13 protein-coding genes are annotated in these 17,160 nt (G+C 69.1%); 11 read left to right on the top strand and 2 right to left on the bottom strand.

Features of this window, described 5'->3' with window-relative positions; translation table 11 throughout:
* Positions 1–114 precede the first annotated feature (114 nt).
* On the bottom strand, positions 115–1,230 hold the full coding sequence (locus CKO43_RS14160; RefSeq protein WP_200379038.1) for a right-handed parallel beta-helix repeat-containing protein: 1,116 nt from the start codon (positions 1,228–1,230) through the stop codon (positions 115–117).
* A 264-nt stretch (positions 1,231–1,494) separates the two neighbouring features.
* Between CKO43_RS14160 and CKO43_RS14155 the strand changes: the two genes are divergently transcribed.
* The 11 genes from CKO43_RS14155 (at position 1,495) to CKO43_RS14105 (ending at position 16,027) form a co-directional block, all read left to right on the top strand.
* On the top strand, positions 1,495–1,920 hold the full coding sequence (locus tag CKO43_RS14155; protein WP_200379037.1) for a hypothetical protein: 426 nt from the start codon (positions 1,495–1,497) through the stop codon (positions 1,918–1,920).
* 37 nt (positions 1,921–1,957) lie between these two features.
* On the top strand, positions 1,958–3,769 hold the full coding sequence (locus CKO43_RS14150) for a VanZ family protein (RefSeq protein WP_200379036.1): 1,812 nt from the start codon (positions 1,958–1,960) through the stop codon (positions 3,767–3,769).
* A 54-nt stretch (positions 3,770–3,823) separates the two neighbouring features.
* Positions 3,824–4,849: a hypothetical protein gene (locus CKO43_RS14145; RefSeq protein WP_200231748.1), complete on the top strand. Its 1,026-nt coding sequence runs from the start codon at positions 3,824–3,826 to the stop codon at positions 4,847–4,849.
* Positions 4,846–5,409: a tRNA adenosine(34) deaminase TadA gene (gene tadA, locus CKO43_RS14140; RefSeq protein ID WP_346014499.1), complete on the top strand. Its 564-nt coding sequence runs from the start codon at positions 4,846–4,848 to the stop codon at positions 5,407–5,409. Before CKO43_RS14145 ends, tadA begins: the two co-directional genes overlap by 4 nt.
* Entirely contained in the window at positions 5,406–6,371 is a 966-nt protein-coding gene (locus CKO43_RS14135) for an LD-carboxypeptidase (RefSeq protein WP_200231747.1), read from the top strand. The genes tadA and CKO43_RS14135 overlap by 4 nt, the downstream gene beginning before the upstream one ends.
* Before the next feature lie 137 nt (positions 6,372–6,508).
* Entirely contained in the window at positions 6,509–8,743 is a 2,235-nt protein-coding gene (locus tag CKO43_RS14130) for an ABC transporter substrate-binding protein (protein ID WP_200231746.1), read from the top strand.
* A gap of 1 nt (position 8,744) precedes the next feature.
* Entirely contained in the window at positions 8,745–9,728 is a 984-nt protein-coding gene (locus tag CKO43_RS14125; protein WP_200379035.1) for an ABC transporter permease, read from the top strand.
* Between the two features lie 9 nt (positions 9,729–9,737).
* Positions 9,738–11,192 (top strand): ABC transporter permease, encoded by a 1,455-nt coding sequence (locus CKO43_RS14120; RefSeq protein ID WP_200231744.1) that lies wholly within the window; start codon positions 9,738–9,740, stop codon positions 11,190–11,192.
* Complete coding sequence (locus tag CKO43_RS14115; RefSeq protein ID WP_200379034.1) at positions 11,189–13,024, top strand: ABC transporter ATP-binding protein; 1,836 nt, start codon at positions 11,189–11,191, stop codon at positions 13,022–13,024. The genes CKO43_RS14120 and CKO43_RS14115 overlap by 4 nt, the downstream gene beginning before the upstream one ends.
* Positions 13,025–13,474: 450 nt before the next feature.
* Positions 13,475–14,149: a TonB-dependent receptor plug domain-containing protein gene (locus tag CKO43_RS14110; protein WP_200379033.1), complete on the top strand. Its 675-nt coding sequence runs from the start codon at positions 13,475–13,477 to the stop codon at positions 14,147–14,149.
* A 255-nt stretch (positions 14,150–14,404) separates the two neighbouring features.
* Complete coding sequence (locus CKO43_RS14105; protein WP_200379032.1) at positions 14,405–16,027, top strand: TonB-dependent receptor domain-containing protein; 1,623 nt, start codon at positions 14,405–14,407, stop codon at positions 16,025–16,027.
* 134 nt (positions 16,028–16,161) lie between these two features.
* On the opposite strand, the gene CKO43_RS14100 is transcribed toward CKO43_RS14105, so the two are convergent.
* Complete coding sequence (locus CKO43_RS14100) at positions 16,162–17,133, bottom strand: class I SAM-dependent methyltransferase (protein ID WP_200231741.1); 972 nt, start codon at positions 17,131–17,133, stop codon at positions 16,162–16,164.
* Positions 17,134–17,160 lie beyond the last annotated feature (27 nt).

Below are 17,160 nucleotides of genomic sequence, written 5' to 3'. Positions count from 1 at the left end.
CGCTGCCGTCGCGGCGGAACAGTTCGGCCAGCGCCAGGTCGCCGAAGCGGGGTTCGCCGACGGCGAGTTCGCCGTCGGGGGCGCGCCGCGCCAGCGGCAGCGTGGTCGTCGTGATCATGCGTGGGCTGTCTGCTGCAGCGCGCCGGCTCGGCGGGCGCCGCGGGCCAGCGGCGCCAGGCCGCGGGGGTGGCGGTATTCGACACGCGGCGCCAGCTCCAGGCCGTCGAATCGGCCGCAGGCGACGGCGTCGGCGGGCACGGCGCGGGCGTCGGCCGGGCGGTAGTCGTAAGCGTCGGCGTCGGCGAAAGCGCGGCGTTCGACACGCGGGTTGTGGCGCCAGTCGCCGGTGCCGGCGGCCTGCAGCGGCTCGGCGTCGCCGCACAGCAGGTTGTTCACCGCCATCAGCTCGACGCCGGAGCCTTCGGCCACGCGCAGGAAGCGGCTGCCGCCGCCGAGTTCGTCGACCAGCGTGTTGTGCACCAGCACGAGGGCGTGGCGCGGGCCGCGCCAGCCTTCGATTCCGAAGGAAATCATGATCGGGTTCTCGGTCTGCCGGTTCTGCTGGATCAGGTTGCCGACGACGACGGCGACGCCGCCGTTGGGGAATTCCAGCTCGTAGCTGGCGCGGCCGCCGGCCTCGTCGGTCAGGCGGTTGTGCAGGATCAGGTTGTGCGCGGCGCGGCTTTTCAGCAGGTGGCCGATGCTCGCATGGTGCAGGTAGCTCGCGCGCACTTCGAGCGCGCGGATCGTGCCGGCGTAGAGCTGGTGGTCGTGGCCGTCGGGGCGCTGGTTGTAGGCGAACTCGCAGCCGTCGACGACGAGTTCGGCCTCGGGGTCGTTGCTGGTCAGCAGGCCCATCTCGTTGCCGAGGAAGCGGCAGTCGTGCGCCAGCAGCCGGCCGCTCTCGAAGCGGATGCCGGCGCCGTTGCGGCTGGGCACGCGACAGCCTTCGAAATCGAAGCCCGAGACCTCGAACTCGCCGCCGCGCAGCACCCAGATCGCCTTGTCCTCGGCCGCCTGGCCGTCGGCGACGAGGCGCACGCGGCCACCGACGGCACGCAGCGTCAGCCGGCGCTGGGTGAAGACGGCGACGTCGCCGCGGTAGTCGCCGGCGTCGACTTCGATCAGGTCGCCGTCGCGTGCGGCGCGTGCGGCATCGGCCAGGCGTTCGAAGCGGCGGCCGGGGCCGACGCGCAGCGCCGGGGCGGCGGCCGCCAGGCGCGGCAGCAAAAGCCCGCCGGCCAGCGCGCCGAGCGCGAGGCGCCGGCCGGCAAGCGGTCGTGTGGAACGTGGGGGGCGATGGGATGGAGCCGGGCGCATGGGCATAACGCCGCGGCCGGAGCACCGGCTCGGGGCGCGGGGCAGTGTAGCGATGCGCCTGCGTGCGTTCTTCACGAACCGCCTGACGCCGCTCCCCGTTTCCCGGGGGTGGCGGCGGCTGTCCCGCGCTGTCCGGCGCCCGTAGACTGCCGCAGTCACGAACAGGGGACCCGCATGCTGACTTCGTCCAAGGCCGCCGTCGCGGCCGTGCTGCTGCTCGCCGCGGCTGCGGCCTCGGCGCAGGCGCCGTGCGCCGAGAACGCGCGCCTCGGCCGCCTCCAGATCAACAACCAGATCGGCGGCAAGACGATGTGCGCGCTACGCGGCAACGACCGCTGGCAGGAGTTCCACCAGAGCGGCGGTGCGCTGATCGACTTCAAGAAGGGCCCGAACGACCCGGTCGACCCGAGCAAGCAGGTCGGCACCTGGAGCGTGGGCAGCAGCGGCGCGGACACGGTGCTGACGCACAGCTACGGCGGCAGCGAGAACTACAGCTGGGCCGTCTGCAGCACCGGCAGCGCCAGCTACACGCTGATCTCGACCAGCGGCGCCGGCTCCCAGAACGTCACCGTCGTCGACGGCCAACGCGCCTGCCCCTGACACCTGCAGGCCCGCGCCCGCGCTCCGGGCGGCCTGAATGTCCGACCGTTCCCGACTGATCGCGGCTGCGGCCGCCTACGCGCTGTTCGTCGTCTACGGCAGCCTGGTGCCGCTGGACTTCGTCGCGCTCGCGCCGGGCGAGGCGCTGGCGCGGTTCGCGCGCACGCCTTTCCTCGACCTGGGCGTCGGCTCGCGCGCCGACTGGGTGGCCAACGGCGTGCTCTACCTGCCGCTGGGCGTGCTCGCGGCGCGGCTGGCGCGGCGCGTCGGCCTGGGCGCGGCGGCGCCGTGGCTCGCGTTCGTGGCCTGCGCCGCGCTCGCCGTCGCGGTCGAGTTCACGCAGCTCTTCTTCCCGCCGCGCACGGTGTCGCAGAACGACCTGCTGGCCGAGTTCATCGGTTGCGGCATCGGCATCGTGCTGGCGCCGCTGGCGGCCGTGGCCGCCGGGCGGCTGCAGGACGGCCTGGCCGGCGGGCTGGCCGTCTGGGGGCCGCGGCTGCTGGAGACCTACACCGTCGCCTGGCTGGCGCTGTCGCTGTTCCCCTACGACCTGCTGCTGTCGGCGCCCGAGCTGGCGGCCAAGCTGCGCTCGGCGCAATGGGGCTGGGTCTTCGCCGGCGAGGGCTTTGGCGGCATGGCGCTGCTCAAGTTCGGCGTCGAGGCCGTGCTCGCGGCGCCGCTCGGCTGGCTGCTCGCCTTGCGCCTGCGCGCCGGCCCGGCGCGTGCGGCCGCGATCGGCGCCGTGGCCGGCGTCGTGCTCGAACTCGCGCAGCTGCTGCTGGCTTCGGGCGTGAGCCAGGGCGCGTCGGTGCTGGCGCGGGCGCTGGGTTTCGCGCTCGGCGCGGCGCTGGCACCGCGTCTGGCCGCTGGCGGCAGCGCCGCGGTCCAGGCGCTGCTGCGGCGCACGACGCTGCCGCTGCTGCTCGTGTGGCTGCCGCTGCTGGCCGCCGTCAACGGCTGGTTCGCCGGCCCCTGGCACGGCAGCGCCGGTGCCGCGGCCGCCTGGCACGAACTGCGCCTGCTGCCTTTCTACTACCACTACTACACGACCGAGGCGCAGGCGCTGCAGAGCGCCGGCAGCGTCGCGCTGGCCTATCTGCCGCTGGCGCTGCTGGGCTGGGCCTGGGGGCGCAGTGCCGGCGCGACGGCGACGGCGGTGCTGGTGCTGGCCGCGCTCGTCGAAGCGAGCAAGCTCTTTCTCGGCGGCGGCCGCCATGCCGACCCGACCAATCTGCTGATCGCGCCGCTGGCGGCGGCGCTCGGCGCCCGTGTCGACGCCGCCGACTTCGACGCGGCGCGGCGCGATGCCGGCGAAGGGGGCCGAGGGGACGGCCGCAGCGCAGCCGCCTCGCTGCCGCAGATGGCGCAGCCGATGCTGGTGGCGCAGGCCGGTGCCGGCATCGTCGCGACGGCCCGCACGCTGGTGCAGGCCGCGGCTGGCTCGCTGACCCACGCCGCTGGCGCCGACCTCGACTCGCAATCGACCGGCAGCTGGCAGCTGCACAGCGGTGGCGGCATCGGCGTGCTGGCGGGTGCGCTGGCCGACAGCCGCGGCGCCGAAGCGGGGGCAGCTGCGGCCGCGCCGCCCGGGCTGGGCGTGACGGCGGTACGCGGCGACGCCGAACTGCGTGCCGACGCCGGTGACGCCACGTTGGCGGCACGCGACGCGTTGCTGCTGCATTCGGTATCCGGCGGTGTGCATCTGCTGGCCGGCCGGCGCCTGGTTCTGGCGACCGAAGGCGGGGCCGGCATCACGCTCGCCACGGGGGATCTGCGCCTGGAGTGCCCCGGCACGCTCACCGTGCAGGCCTCGCAGCGGCACTTCGTCGGCCCGCCCGCAGCCGCCTGAGACGTGCGGATGCGGGGACGCGGCCGGCCAAGCGGCCGCGATAATCCCGGGCAGATGAAACACCTCGCCGCCCCGTACGCCCGCCTCGGCCTGCTGGCCGTGCTCGCCACGACGTTCTCCGGCTGCGGCGGCGGTGGAGGTGGTGGCAGTTCGGACAACCCGCCGACGCTGGCGCAGCGCATCGCCGCCGCGCAGTCGGCCGCGGCGAGCGCCACCGAGTGCCAGCAGATCCGCCCCTTCTACTGGGAGATCGGCGACGCCGCGGGCGCGCGTGCTTCAGGCAGCTTCGCCGGCAACCTGCTGACGATCGAAGCCGACACCACGCTGCCCATCGCGTCGGCCTCGAAGTGGATCTACGGCAGCTACGTCGAGCAGACCCGCGCTGGCGTGCTGAGCGACGCGGACATCAAGTACCTGAACTTCCGCAGCGGCTACACCAACTTCAGCCACTGCGGGTCGGACACGACGGTCGGCAGCTGCCTCGACGAAGAGGGCCGGGACGGCGGCAGCAACGGCGACTACGTGGCCGCCAACGACGGCTACTTCGTCTACAGCGGCGGCCACATGCAGAAGCACGCGTCGCTCGATCCCGTTCTGGCCGGCCTGGGCCCCGCGGCGCTGGCCACCGAGATGCGCCGCGTTCTCGGCACCGACATCGCGCTGTCGTACTCGGGCCCGCAGCTGGCAGGCGGCGTCGAGACCAGCGCCGGCGACTACGCGCTGTTCCTGCGCAAGATCCTCGACGGCACGCTGCAATACGAGCGCGCCGCGCTGGGCACGCACCCGGTCTGCGTCGATCCCGACACCTGCGCGCAAGCCAAATTCACGCCTTCGCCCAGTGGCGAGCAGTGGCACTACTCGATCGGCCACTGGGTCGAAGACGACCCGACGGTGGGCGACGGCGCCTTCAGCAGCCCTGGCGCCTTCGGCTTCTATCCCTGGATCGACGCGTCCAAGACCTGGTACGGCGTGATCTCGCGCCTGTCGCTGGTGTCCGACTCGGACGTCTCGGTGGCCGTCGACTCGGTGCGCTGCGGGCGCAAGATCCGCTCTGCCTGGCTCAAGCCCGACTCCCAGTGACCGACACCGAACTGCAGCACGAGCGCGACCGGCGCGCGATGGCGATTGCGCTCGACCAGGCGCAGAACGCCTGGCTGGTCGGCGAGGTGCCGGTCGGCGCGGTGATCATGCGTCCCGGCGCTGAAGGCCCGCAGGTCCTGGCCACCGGCTACAACCGCCCGATCACGACCCACGACCCGACGGCGCACGCCGAGATCGTCGCGCTGCGCCATGCCGCCACGCTGCTGGGCAACTACCGCCTGCCCGAGTGCGAGCTCTACGTCACGCTCGAGCCCTGCGCGATGTGCTCGATGGCGCTGATGCACGCGCGTCTGCGCCGCGTCGTCTTCGGCGCGCCCGACCCGAAGACCGGTGCCGCGGGCTCGGTCCTCGACCTGTTCGCCGAGCCGCGGCTCAACCACCACACGCAGATCGCCGGCGGCGTCATGGCCGAGGAGTGCGGCGAGCTGCTGCGCCGCTTCTTCGCCGAACGCCGCGCGCAGGCGCGGGAGGCACGCGCCGCGCGTGCGATCCCGGCCGGCGAGACGCGTGAACTCGACAACTGGCCTCCTTCCACATGAGCCTTGATTCCTCCCCTGACGGCCACGACCACGGTCCCGGCTGCGGCTGCGAGCCGCCTTCCTCTTCCTCTCTGGTGATCTTTTCGCCGGCGGGCGCCGTGCAGTCGGCGCCGGCGCTGCGGCGAGCGGCCCGGCACCTGGGCCGGGCCGGCTTCGAGGTCACGGTCGACGAGTCGGCGCTGGCCCGCGAGCAGCGTTTCGCCGGTGACGACAAGACGCGGCTGGCCGCGATCCACCGCGTCGCGGAGGCGGCGCCGGCTATCGCGCTGGCCGCACGCGGCGGCTACGGCACGACGCGGCTGCTCGATCGGCTGGACTGGCAGCTGCTCGCGCGCAGCGTCGAACGCGGCACACGCTGGGTCGGCCACAGCGATCTGACGGCGCTGCAGCTCGGCCTGCTGGCCCACGGCGGCGTGCGTAGCTGGGCCGGGCCGCTGGCCTGCGCCGACTTCGGCCGCAGCAGCGACGAAGGCGGCGTCGACGACGTCACCGAAGCCTGTTTCGTCGAGGCCATGAGCGGCGAGCTCGAAGCCGTGGGCTTTCGCACCGAAGCCGGGTTCGACGGCCTGGGCTGCAAGGGCCTGCTCTGGGGCGGCAACCTGACGGTGCTGTGTTCGCTGCTGGGCACGCCGCACTGGCCCAAGGTCAAGGGCGGGGTGCTGTTCCTGGAGGACGTCGCCGAACACCCGTACCGGGTCGAGCGCATGCTGCTGCAGCTGCTGCAGGCCGGCGTGCTGGGGGCGCAGAAAGCGGTGCTACTGGGTTCGTTCAGCGACTGGAAGCCGGTGAAGAGCGACCGCGGCTACAAGCTGAAGACGGTGGTCGAGTACCTGCGCACGCAGACCTCGGTGCCCATCCTCACCGGCCTGCCGTTCGGCCATGTCCCGACCAAGGTGACGCTGCCGGTCGGAGCCAAGGTCGAGCTCGTGGTGCAGGGCCGCGACGCGCTGGTCGGCTGGTGAATCCGCCAAGACCCCTAGAATCGCCCGCTTTTCCGCCGGAGCCGGTCACGAGCGCGGCCGGGCGCGGATTGCAAGTTGACGCCGTCGCCGGCGGGGCCCATCCGGCCCTCAGCCGGCGTCGCGAGGAGAGCCACCGCATGCGCGGGAAATCGATCGTCGTCCGTCTCGGGCTGGCCCTGGCCATGGGCGCGGCCCTGCTGTCTTCGGGCTGCAACAACAGCCCGTACCCCGCCGGTGCCGAACGTGAGAACACGATGTTCTACTCGTTCGACGAGCGCTCGCCGCGCTACCTGGACCCGGTGGCGTCCTACGCCAACCCCGAGTCGGCGTACACCTACCAGATCTACGAGCCGCCTTACGGGTACCACTACCTGAAGCGGCCGTACACGCTGGTGCCGAAGGCGGCGGCCGAGGTCGCCAAGCCGCGCTACCTCGACCGCGACGGCCACGAGCTGCCCGACAGCGCGTCGCCGGATCAGATCGCCGAGAGCGTCTACGACGTCAAGATCCGGCCGGGCATCATGTTCCAGCCGCATCCGGCCTTCGCCAAGGACGAGCAGGGACGCTCGCGCTACCTCAACCTGACGCGCGAACAGCTCGGCGACAAACGCTCGCCGCTGGCCTTCGAGCACCAGGGCACACGCGAGCTGGTGGCCGACGACTTCGTCTATGCCTTGAAGCGCCACGCGACGACGCGCATCGAGGCGCCGATCTTCGCGATCTTCTCCGAGTACGTGATCGGCCTGCGCGAGTACGCCGACATGGTCAAGCGCGAGGACGCCAAGCTGGTCTCCGGTCTGGCGCGCGACGAGCGCGACAAGCCCTTCCTCGACTTCCGCAAGTGGCCGCTGGCCGGCAGCTACGCGGTCGATAAATACACCTGGCGCATCCGCATCAAGGGCAAGTACCCGCAGTGGAGCTACTGGATGGCGATGCCCTTCCTGGCGCCGATGGCCTGGGAAGCCGACGCTTTCTATGCCCAGCCGGGCATGAGCGAGAACGGCCTGTCGCTGAACCAGTGGCCGGTGGGCACGGGGCCGTACATGATGGTCGACTTCGTGCGCGACCGCCGCCACGTGCTGCAGCGCAACCCGAACTACCACGGCGAGACCTATCCCTGCGAAGGCTCGGCCGAGGACCAGGCTGCCGGGCTGCTGGCCGACTGCGGCAAGCCCATGCCTTTCGTCGACAAGCTCTACGTGACGATCGAGAAGGAGAAGGTGCCGCGCAAGGAGAAGTTCAAGCAGGGCTACTTCGACGTGCCGGAGATCGAGCGGCCCGAGTGGGGCGTGGATTTCCGCAACGACGCCGACGACTCCGACCAGGTGCGCCAGCTCTACGAGGACCGCGGCTTCCAGTTCCCGCTGATGACCGACATCTCGAACTGGTACCTGGGCTTCAACATGCTCGACCCGGTGGTCGGCAAGGGCGAGACACGCGAGCAGCAGGAGAAGAACCGCAAGCTGCGTCAGGCGATCGCGATCGCGGTCGACTGGGAAGAAGGCTACGGCCGCATCTTCAAGTCCAAGGGCGGGGTGGCGGCGCACTCGCCGGTGCCGCCGGGCCTGTTCGGCTCGCGCGAAGGCCAGCCGGGCTTCTACAACCCGGTGACGCACACGCTGGTCGACGGCAAGCCGGTGCGCAGGCCGATCGAGGACGCGCAAAAGCTGCTGGCCGAAGCCGGCTACCCGGGCGGCCGTGACGCCAAGACCGGCAAGCCGCTGGTGCTGAACTACGACTTCCAGCGTGCGCCCACGCCCGAGAGCAAGAGCGAGAACGACTGGATGATCAAGCAGTTCGCCAAGCTCGGCGTGCAGCTCGAGATCCGCGCGACCGATTTCAACCAGTACCAGGACAAGACGCTGCAAGGCCGGCACCAGATCTTCTGGGGCGGCTGGCTGGCCGACTACCCGGACGCCGAGAACTTCCTGTTCCTGCTCTACGGCCCGCTGGGCCGCTCCAAGAGCCAGGGCGACAACTACTCCAACTACGACAACGCCGAGTACGACGGCCTGTACCGCAAGCTGCAGTCGCTGGACGACGGGCCCGAGAAGCAGGCGGTGGTCGACAAGATGGTCGCCATCGTGCAGCAGGACTCGCCCTGGTGCTTCGGCTACTTCCCCTGGGGCGGGCTGGCGTTCCAGCAATGGGTGCACAACGGCAAACCCTCGATCCTGATCCGCGACATGGCCAAGTACTACCGGCTGGACCCCGAGCTGCGGGCGCAGAAACAGGCCGAATGGAACCGGCCCATCCTCTGGCCGGTGGCGCTGCTGGTGCTGGCGCTGGCGGCCCTGGTCTGGGTCGCGCGGCGCAGCTTCCAGGCCCGCGAGACGGCCACCGCGCGCGGCAACCCGGTCGAGGCGAACTGAGATGGCGACCTACATCCTGCGCCGCCTCGGCTACGGCGTGCTGATCCTCATCGGCGTCAACCTGCTGACCTTCTTCCTGTTCTTCACTGTCAACATGCCCGACGACATGGCGCGGCTGAACATCGGCGGCAAGCGCGTGACGCAGGAGCAGATCGACAAGTGGAAGGGCGAACGCGGCTACGACAAGCCGCTGTACTGGAACGCCCAGGCCGAAGGCGGCGAGCAGCTGACCAAGACCGTGCTCTGGGAGCGTTCGATCTCGCTGATGAAGGGTGACTTCGGCCGCAGCGACTCGGCACGTTCGGTCGACATCGGCCACGAGATCAGCTCGCGCATGGGCGTGAGCCTGCAGCTGGCGCTGCCGCTGTTCCTGCTGCAGTTGATCGTCAGCGTCAGCTTCTCGCTGATGCTGGTGTTCTTCCGGCACTCCAAGATCGACTTCTGGGGCGTCGTGCTGTGCGTGCTGATGCTGTCGATCTCGAGCCTGTTCTACATCATCGTCGGCCAGTTCCTGTTCTCGCGCCTGCTGCGGCTGGTGCCGATCTCGGGTTACGCGCCGGGGCTGGACGCGGTGCGTTTCCTGGCGCTGCCGATCGTGCTGTCGCTGCTGGCACGCCTGGGCGGCGAGGCGCGGCTGTACCGCGCGATGTTCCTCGAGGAGATCGGCAAGGACTACGTGCGCACCGCGCGCGCCAAGGGTCTGGCCGAGCAGGTGGTGCTGTTCCGCCACGTGCTGCGCAACGCGCTGATCCCGATCATCACCAGCGCCGCCGGCTACCTGCCTTACGTCTTCCTCGGCAGCCTGGTGTTCGAGAGCTTCTTCGGCATCCCGGGCCTGGGCGCGTTCGTCATCGACGCCATCGGCGGCCAGGACTTCGCGATCGTGCGCACGATGGTCTTCGTCGGCTCGGCGCTGTACATCGCGACCAACATCCTGATCGACGTCGCCTACACCTGGGTCGACCCCAGAGTTCGTCTCAACTGAGGGCCGGCCATGGGTTTCAAATTCGTCCTGCTCTGGACCGACATCGCGCTGTGGGCGCTGTTCGCCGCGCTCGCCGGCTACACCGTGCGCGTGCTGCGCAGCGCGCCGCTGCGCACCACCTGGACCAAGGTCTTCCGCGATCCGCCGGCGCTGTGTTCGGTGCTGGTGCTGCTGGTCTTCCTGTGCATCACGGCGCTGGACAGCGTGCACTTCCGGCGTGAGCTCGGCGGCTCGCAAGCGACCGCGGCCGCCGAAAGCCAGGTGTTCTACGACACGCGCACCCAGTCGCTGCTGGACCTGGCGCTCAGCCGCCAGCTGGCGATGCGCGAATCGAGCTACTCCGAGCCGCTGGCCTACCGCGCGCTGAACAAGCAGACCGTCACGCGCGACGGCGTCACGCTGCGCGAGCACCCGCGCCTGGTGTTCGGCGGTGCCCATCTGCAGGACCCCGAGACCCAGTGGGCCGGCGACATCGGCGCCCGCGTTGCCGGCGGTGGCGCCGTCGGCCTCGTCGTCGCCGGCCTGGCCGTGCTGCTGCTGGCCGCGGCGCTGGCGCGCGCGCACGGCGGCTACGGCAACGCGCTCGCCGACCTCGCCCGCGACCGCACCAACCTGCCGTGGCGCGCTGCCGTCATCACCTTCGCCGTGATCTGCGTGCTGGCCGGCGTCATCGCCGCGCTCGCCGGCCACTACCACGTGTTCGGCACCGACCGCACCGGCAACGACGTGCTGGTGCAGACCTTGAAGAGCGTACGCACCGCCTTCGTCATCGGCACGCTGGCGACGCTGGCGACGCTGCCGGTGGCCATCGTGCTCGGCATTCTCGCGGGCTATTTCCGCGGCTGGGTCGACGAGGTCGTGCAGTACCTCTACACGACGCTGTCCTCGGTGCCCAGCGTGCTGCTGATCGCGGCCTGCGTGCTGATGGTGCAGGTCTGGCTGGACAAGCACCCCGACTGGTTCGAAACCGGCGTCGAACGCGGCGACCTGAAGATCTTCATGCTCTGCGTGATCCTGGGCCTGACCGGCTGGTCGACGCTGTGCCGGCTGGTGCGCGCCGAGACGCTGAAGCTGCGCGAGCTCGACTTCGTGCAGGCGGCAATGGCCTTCGGCGTCAAGCCTTCGCGCATCATGGCGCGGCATGTCTTCCCCAACGTCGTGCACCTGGTGCTGATCACGACGGTGCTGAGCTTCAGCGACCTGATCCTCTACGAAGCCGTGCTGACCTACGTCGGCGTCGGCGTCGACCCGTCGACCTCGAGCTTCGGCGGCATGATCAACCTCGCGCGCAGCGAGATGAGCCGTGACCCGGTGGTCTGGTGGAGCTTTGCCGCCGCCTTCAGCTTCATGGTCGTGCTGGTGCTCGCGGCCAACCTGTTCGCCGACGGCGTGCAGCAGGCATTCGACCCGCGCGCCCGCGCCTTCCGCCCGCGCCTGACGTTCAAGAAGCGAGCCTCGGCATGATGAAGATCCAGGACCTCGAGGTCGTGCTCGACGCCGACGCCGGCCTCGTCAAGGCGATCGACGGGCTCAAGCTCTCGATCGAGCGCGGCGAAACCTTCGCCCTCGTCGGCGAGTCGGGCTGCGGCAAGAGCATGACGGCGCTGGCGCTGATGCGCCTCTTGCCCGAAAACGGCCGTGTCACCGGCGGCCAGGTGCGCATCGGCGACGTCGACGTACTCGACCTGCCCGAAGCCGGCATGCGTGCCGTGCGCGGCGGCCGCCTGGGCATGATCTTCCAGGAGCCGGCGACCAGCCTGAACCCGGTGATGAAGGTCGGCGACCAGATCGTCGAGGCGATCGAGACCCACACCGCGCTGCGTGGCGCGGCGGCGCGCGCCAAGGCGATCGACTGGATGCGCCGCGTCGGCATCCCCGAGCCCGAGCGTCGCATCGACGACTACCCGTTCCGCATGAGCGGCGGCCAGAAGCAGCGCGTGATGATCGCGATGGCGCTGGCCACCGAGCCCGACTTCCTGATCGCCGACGAGCCGACGACCGCGCTCGACGTGACGATCCAGGCCCAGATCCTGGACCTGCTGAAGGACCTGCAGCGCGAGCAGCGCATGGGCCTGCTGCTGATCACGCACGACCTGGCGGTCGTCTCCGGCATGGCGCAACGCGTCGCGCTGATGTACGCCGGCCAGATCGTCGAGGTGGCGCCGGCGGCCGAGTTCTTCGCCCGGCCGCTGCACCCCTACGCACAGGCGCTGCTGCGGGCACTGCCTGCCGGCGACCGGCGCGGTGTCGCCCTCGAGGCCATCCCCGGCACGGTGCCGCCGATGTGGCTGCAGTTCGAAGGCTGCCGTTTCGCGCCGCGCTGCGCGGCGGCGATGCCGCACTGCGCCTCGACGCTGCCCGAGATGGTCGACGCGAGCCCGACGCACCAGGTTCGCTGCCTGCTGCACAAGCCTGGTGTGCCGGCTGCACCGGAGCGGATCGCGCCGCCGGCCATCGTGGTTCCTCCGCCGCCGCCGCCGGCGCGTGACGCCGCGCCCTTGCTCGACGTGCAGGACCTGAAGGTGCGCTTCCCGATCCGCGGCGGCTTGCTGCAGCGGGTGCGGGGCCACTTCGATGCCGTCGCCGGCGTCTCGTTCCAGGTCGCACGCGGCGAGACGCTGGCGCTGGTCGGCGAGTCGGGCTGCGGCAAGACGACCACCGGCAAGGCCATCGTGCAACTGCTGCGCCGCATCGCCGTCACCGAGGGCAAGGCGCTGCTGGACGGCAAGAACCTGTTCGAACTCGAAGGCGAGGCGCTGCTCGAAGCGCGGCGCCACGTGCAGATCATCTTCCAGGACCCGTTTGCGTCGCTGAACCCGCGCATGCGCGTCGTCGATCTGCTCGAGGAAGGGCTGACGGCACTGCATCCGGAACTGGATGCGGCGACACGCCGTGCGCGTGTCGAGCGCCTGACCGACCAGGTCGGGCTGCGCCGCGATGCGTTGGCGCGTTATCCGCACGAGTTCTCGGGCGGCCAGCGCCAGCGCATCGCGATCGCGCGCGCGCTGGCGGTGCAGCCGCGGCTGATCGTCTGCGACGAACCGACCTCGGCACTCGACGTGTCGGTGCAGGCGCAGATCCTCAACCTGCTGCGCGAACTGCAGCACGAGCTGGGTGTGTCCTATCTCTTCATCACGCACAACATCGGCGTCGTCGAGTACATCGCCGACCGCATTGCGGTGATGCAGTCCGGCCGCATCGAGGAGCAGGGCGACTGCGCCCGGGTGCTGTCGCAGCCGGAGCGCGACTACACGCGCACGCTGCTGGCGGCGGTGCCACGGCTTGTGACGAACTAGCAGTCGGCCCGAGGCCGTGGCGACGGATGGCTTGCGCTCTTATCGCAGGTCACTCTGGGTCGTCCATTGCTTTCGTGGTAAGGCTCCGGCCAGATCCCACGGCGGCGACATCAACTTGTCGCCAAGTGTTGCTACGGGCCTACACCAGTGCACGGTTGCGGGGGTGTGTCAGCCGGGTTTCAGTCCAGCAAACGCTATCGTCGCGCGATGGCATTTACGTGCCGGCGCAGTGACTGACCGAGGGAACACCGAAGGCAGGATTGCGGCGGACGCGGCCTCGTGCTCCGGCCCTTCGTGGCGAGTCATGGCTTTCCCTTGCAGATCGACGGCGTGACTCGCCTTGACAATCGGTTCACGGTTCTCCGGGTGTGCCTTGCAATGCGTTAACGCGGCACAGGGCTTGCTCGGGGGCAACGGTCTTTCGATCAACGTCACCACAGGAGTGAGTTAATGTTCAAGCGAACGAAAGTTTGCATGGGAGTGCTGGCAGCCATCGGCGGTTCGCTGGTGCTGACCTCGCTGCCGGCTTCCGCGCAGGATGCCGAGCGCATCGAAATCACGGGTTCGCGCATCAAGCGTGCGGCTTCGGAAGGCGCGCTGCCTGTCACCGTCATCTCTCGCGAGCAGCTGGACACGAGCGGCGCGACGACTGTCGCCGAGTTCGTTCGCAACACGACGTTCGCCGGCGCCGGCAGTTTCCGCCCGCAGAGCGGCTCCAGCGCCCAAGCCTTCGCTGGCGTCGACCTGCGTGGCCTCGGCAGCAACCGTACCCTGGTGCTGATCGACGGCCGCCGTGTCGCCAAGGCGCCTAACGTCGGCGATTCCGTCGACATGAACTCGATCCCGATGGCGGCGGTCGAGCGCATCGAAATCCTGACCGACGGCGCTTCCGCCATCTACGGTTCGGATGCGATCGGCGGCGTGGTGAACATCATCACGCGCAAGGACTTCGACGGTCTGGCACTGATGGCCGGTATCACCCGCCCGTCGATCAAAGGCGGTGACCGCGAGGAAGCGTCCGCGCTTCTCGGCATCAACAGCGACAAGGGCCACCTGATCGCTGGCGTCTCGCACACCAAGCGCGACATCATCTACGTCCGCAACTATCCCTGGGGCTATACCTAGGGCGCCTCGTCCTATGCCAACGGCCTGTACAAGGCGGCTTCGGACGGCGAGGGCGGCTATCTGCCCAATATCTCCGGCAGCGGCTACCTCGGCGCCGCGGGCAGCTGCAATTTCCCGGACAAGGGCTTCTATGTCGACGCCGGCGGCCGCTGCCGCTACGACTTCAACCTGGTCGCGGCCGACGAAGCAGCCACCTCGGCGGACTCGTTCTTCACCCGCGGTAATCTGCAGCTGTCGCCCGACTGGTCTGCGTACATGAACGCGTCGGTGACGCGCAACAAGAGCTTCGGCCGCTACGCGCCGGTTCCCGACTCGATTCTGATCACCCCGGGCAGCACCTTCGACCAGACCCACCTGAACGTCGGCGCCAGCGGTGACCCGTACTACCTGGTGCACCGGTTTGCCGCTGCTGGCAACCGCGATACCTCGACGGACGGCAACCTCTACGACGTCGGCGGTGGCGTCCAAGGTTCGGTCGCGGGCTTTGACATCGACGTCGGTGCTCGCCGCCAAGTGTCGAAGGTCGTCGAAACCGGCCGTGGCTTCATCGTCAAGAATCTGGCGACGGCCGCGATCAACGACGGCACCTACAACGTCGATGATCCGTTCTCGAACTCGTCGGAGGTGCTGAAGTCGATCACGACGACCACCGGACGCGACAGCACCTGGACCCAGAACGAGGTCTACGCGAACGCGACCAAGGGCCTGTTCAAGATGGGTGGCGGGGAAGCGACGGCTTATGTCGGCGTCGAAGCCCGCAAGGAAAAGTACGCCGACATCTACGACTCGCTCAGCGAAGCGGGTCAGGTGCTCGGTAGCTCGGGCAGCTCGGCCGTTGGTGAACGCACCGTTCGTGCCTTCTCCACCGAACTGCTGTTCCCGGTCACCAAGTCGCTGGAAGCGACCCTGGCAGGCCGCTACGAGCGCTATTCGGACTACGGTAGCGACTTCTCGCCGAAGGCCTCGGTGCGTTTCCGTGCGACGAACGACCTGACGCTGCGTGCGTCGGTCGGCCGTGGTTTCCGCGCGCCTAGCCTGCCCGACCTGAACGCCAAGCCGGCATTCAGCGCCGATACGGTCGTCGATCCGCGCACCTGCGCGGCCGACGGTGGCTACAGCGCCGCTGATTGCGCCGAGGGCGTCGAGTTCCAGATCAACGGTCTGCACATCTCGGATCCCAGCCTGGACTCGGAAAAGTCCAAGCAGTGGTCGTTGGGTTTCGTGTGGGACATCACCCCGGCGCTCAGCCTGACGGCTGACTACTGGCGCACCAAGATCGACAACGTCATTTCGTCGATCACGGCCCAAGAAGTCGTCGACCGCGACAACGGCACCTCGCCGCTGCCGATCCCGGCCAGCCTGGGCATCAAGCGTGACCCGGTCTCCGGCGCGATCCTCCAGGTGACCAGCGGTCTGGCGAACGAAGGTGATGCCGACTACTCCGGCCTGGACGTGAGCTTGCGCTTCCAGCACAAGTACGCCAGCTGGGGTTCGTTCCGTCACGATCTGTCGGTGGCTCACCGTCTGAAGGCGGCCGTCAACGGTATCAACGAACTGGGGACCTTCGGTGAACCGCGCCAACGCGTGTCGCTGTCCAACACCTGGTCCATCGGCAGTATCGATGCGACGTTGAACTCGAACTACATCAGCAAGAACGGCGACGAACGTGGCTTCGCTGGCGGCTACACGACGCACGACATTCAGCTCGCGTACAGCCCGGCTGCCATCAAGGGCATGAAGGTCAGCGTCGGCGCGTTGAACGTGTTCGAAAAGCTGCCGGCTCTGGTGGGTTCTCCGTACGACCAGAAGCCGTTCAACTACTACCTGTACGACGCCTATGGTCGTCAGTGGTACGCCCGCCTGGAACAGAAGTTCTGATCTAGGTTTCCCGTACCAGCCGGTCTGACCATTTGATGGTCGGGCCGGACCTTACCGGTGAAATTGAAACGCCTGCCCTGTTTCGGGGTAGGCGTTTTTTATTGCGGGCAGCGCGCCAGAGTCTGAAGAACGGATCAGATGCGGGTCGCTTCGACCCACCAACCCATCAAATAGCCGCGGTCCTCGGCGGTTTCGACAACTCCAGGTTTCAGCCCAGAATCGTTCATCGAGGCGACTACGGAGCGAATGGCATCCTCGTCCAGTGCGCGTTGGAGCAGATCCTCGAGGCGGCGGTCTTGGTCGAGAATCAACTGCTCGATGTTTGCCAGGGCCTGGCGGCCGGCACCGGCGCCCCCTTGGGCGGCACGTTGGAATGCCTGCGCCACCCAGTTCTGCGCGTCGACCAGTAAGTCGGGGGCCATGGTCTCGTTCATTCGACGTCCAGCATCCGCCAGGACGCGATCGTAGGTTGCCCTCACTGCTGACCAATGCGCGCTATCGGCGAGTTCACGCCGACCGCTCTCGGTGCCAATCTTGCTCATGGCCTCGGCCATCGGCGCTGCCGCAGGCAGCAGTGCCGACAACAGCCACTGAGCCTGATGGCGTTCGGCACGCGCCAGCGATACCGGGCGACCACCGCGGTGATGCATCAGCAATGCGACCGTGCCGCCAGAGCGCAATACCCGTCCGACCTCGCTCAACGCTGCGGGCAGCGTCGCGTATTCGATGCCGAATTGGCTAACCACGACATCGAAGCAGTTGTCGCCAAAGGGAAGAGACTCGGCGCGTACGCCACCCAACAGCCGTGCCCTGACCGGAGCCGCAGAGCCTGCGCCTTCATTGCTCGCGTCGGGTAGCGCTGCTGCATCGACTCCGACAAAACGCAGGCCGGGATCTTGTGTCCGTGCTGCCAGAAGGTGACGCAGGAGCGCGCCGTTGCCGGTGCCGATGTCCAGTACTTCGCAGCCATCGGGTAGGTTGGAGAACCAGGCTCGCCATCGGGCGGCCATCGGTGCATCTTGCGCAGAGCGTTCGTCCAACCCATGCCCGAACGAGTCCGATGCGCCATTTGCCCAGAGTCTCGCCCAGTGGTTGTCATTCGCCATCATGTCTTGACCTGGCTGGCTTGCGTC

It is taken from the genome of Rubrivivax gelatinosus, from assembly GCF_016583785.1.
Taxonomy (GTDB): domain Bacteria; phylum Pseudomonadota; class Gammaproteobacteria; order Burkholderiales; family Burkholderiaceae_C; genus Rubrivivax; species Rubrivivax gelatinosus_B.
The sequence above is the reverse complement of the archived record's forward strand: the minus strand, read 5'-3'. Positions and strand labels throughout refer to the sequence as shown.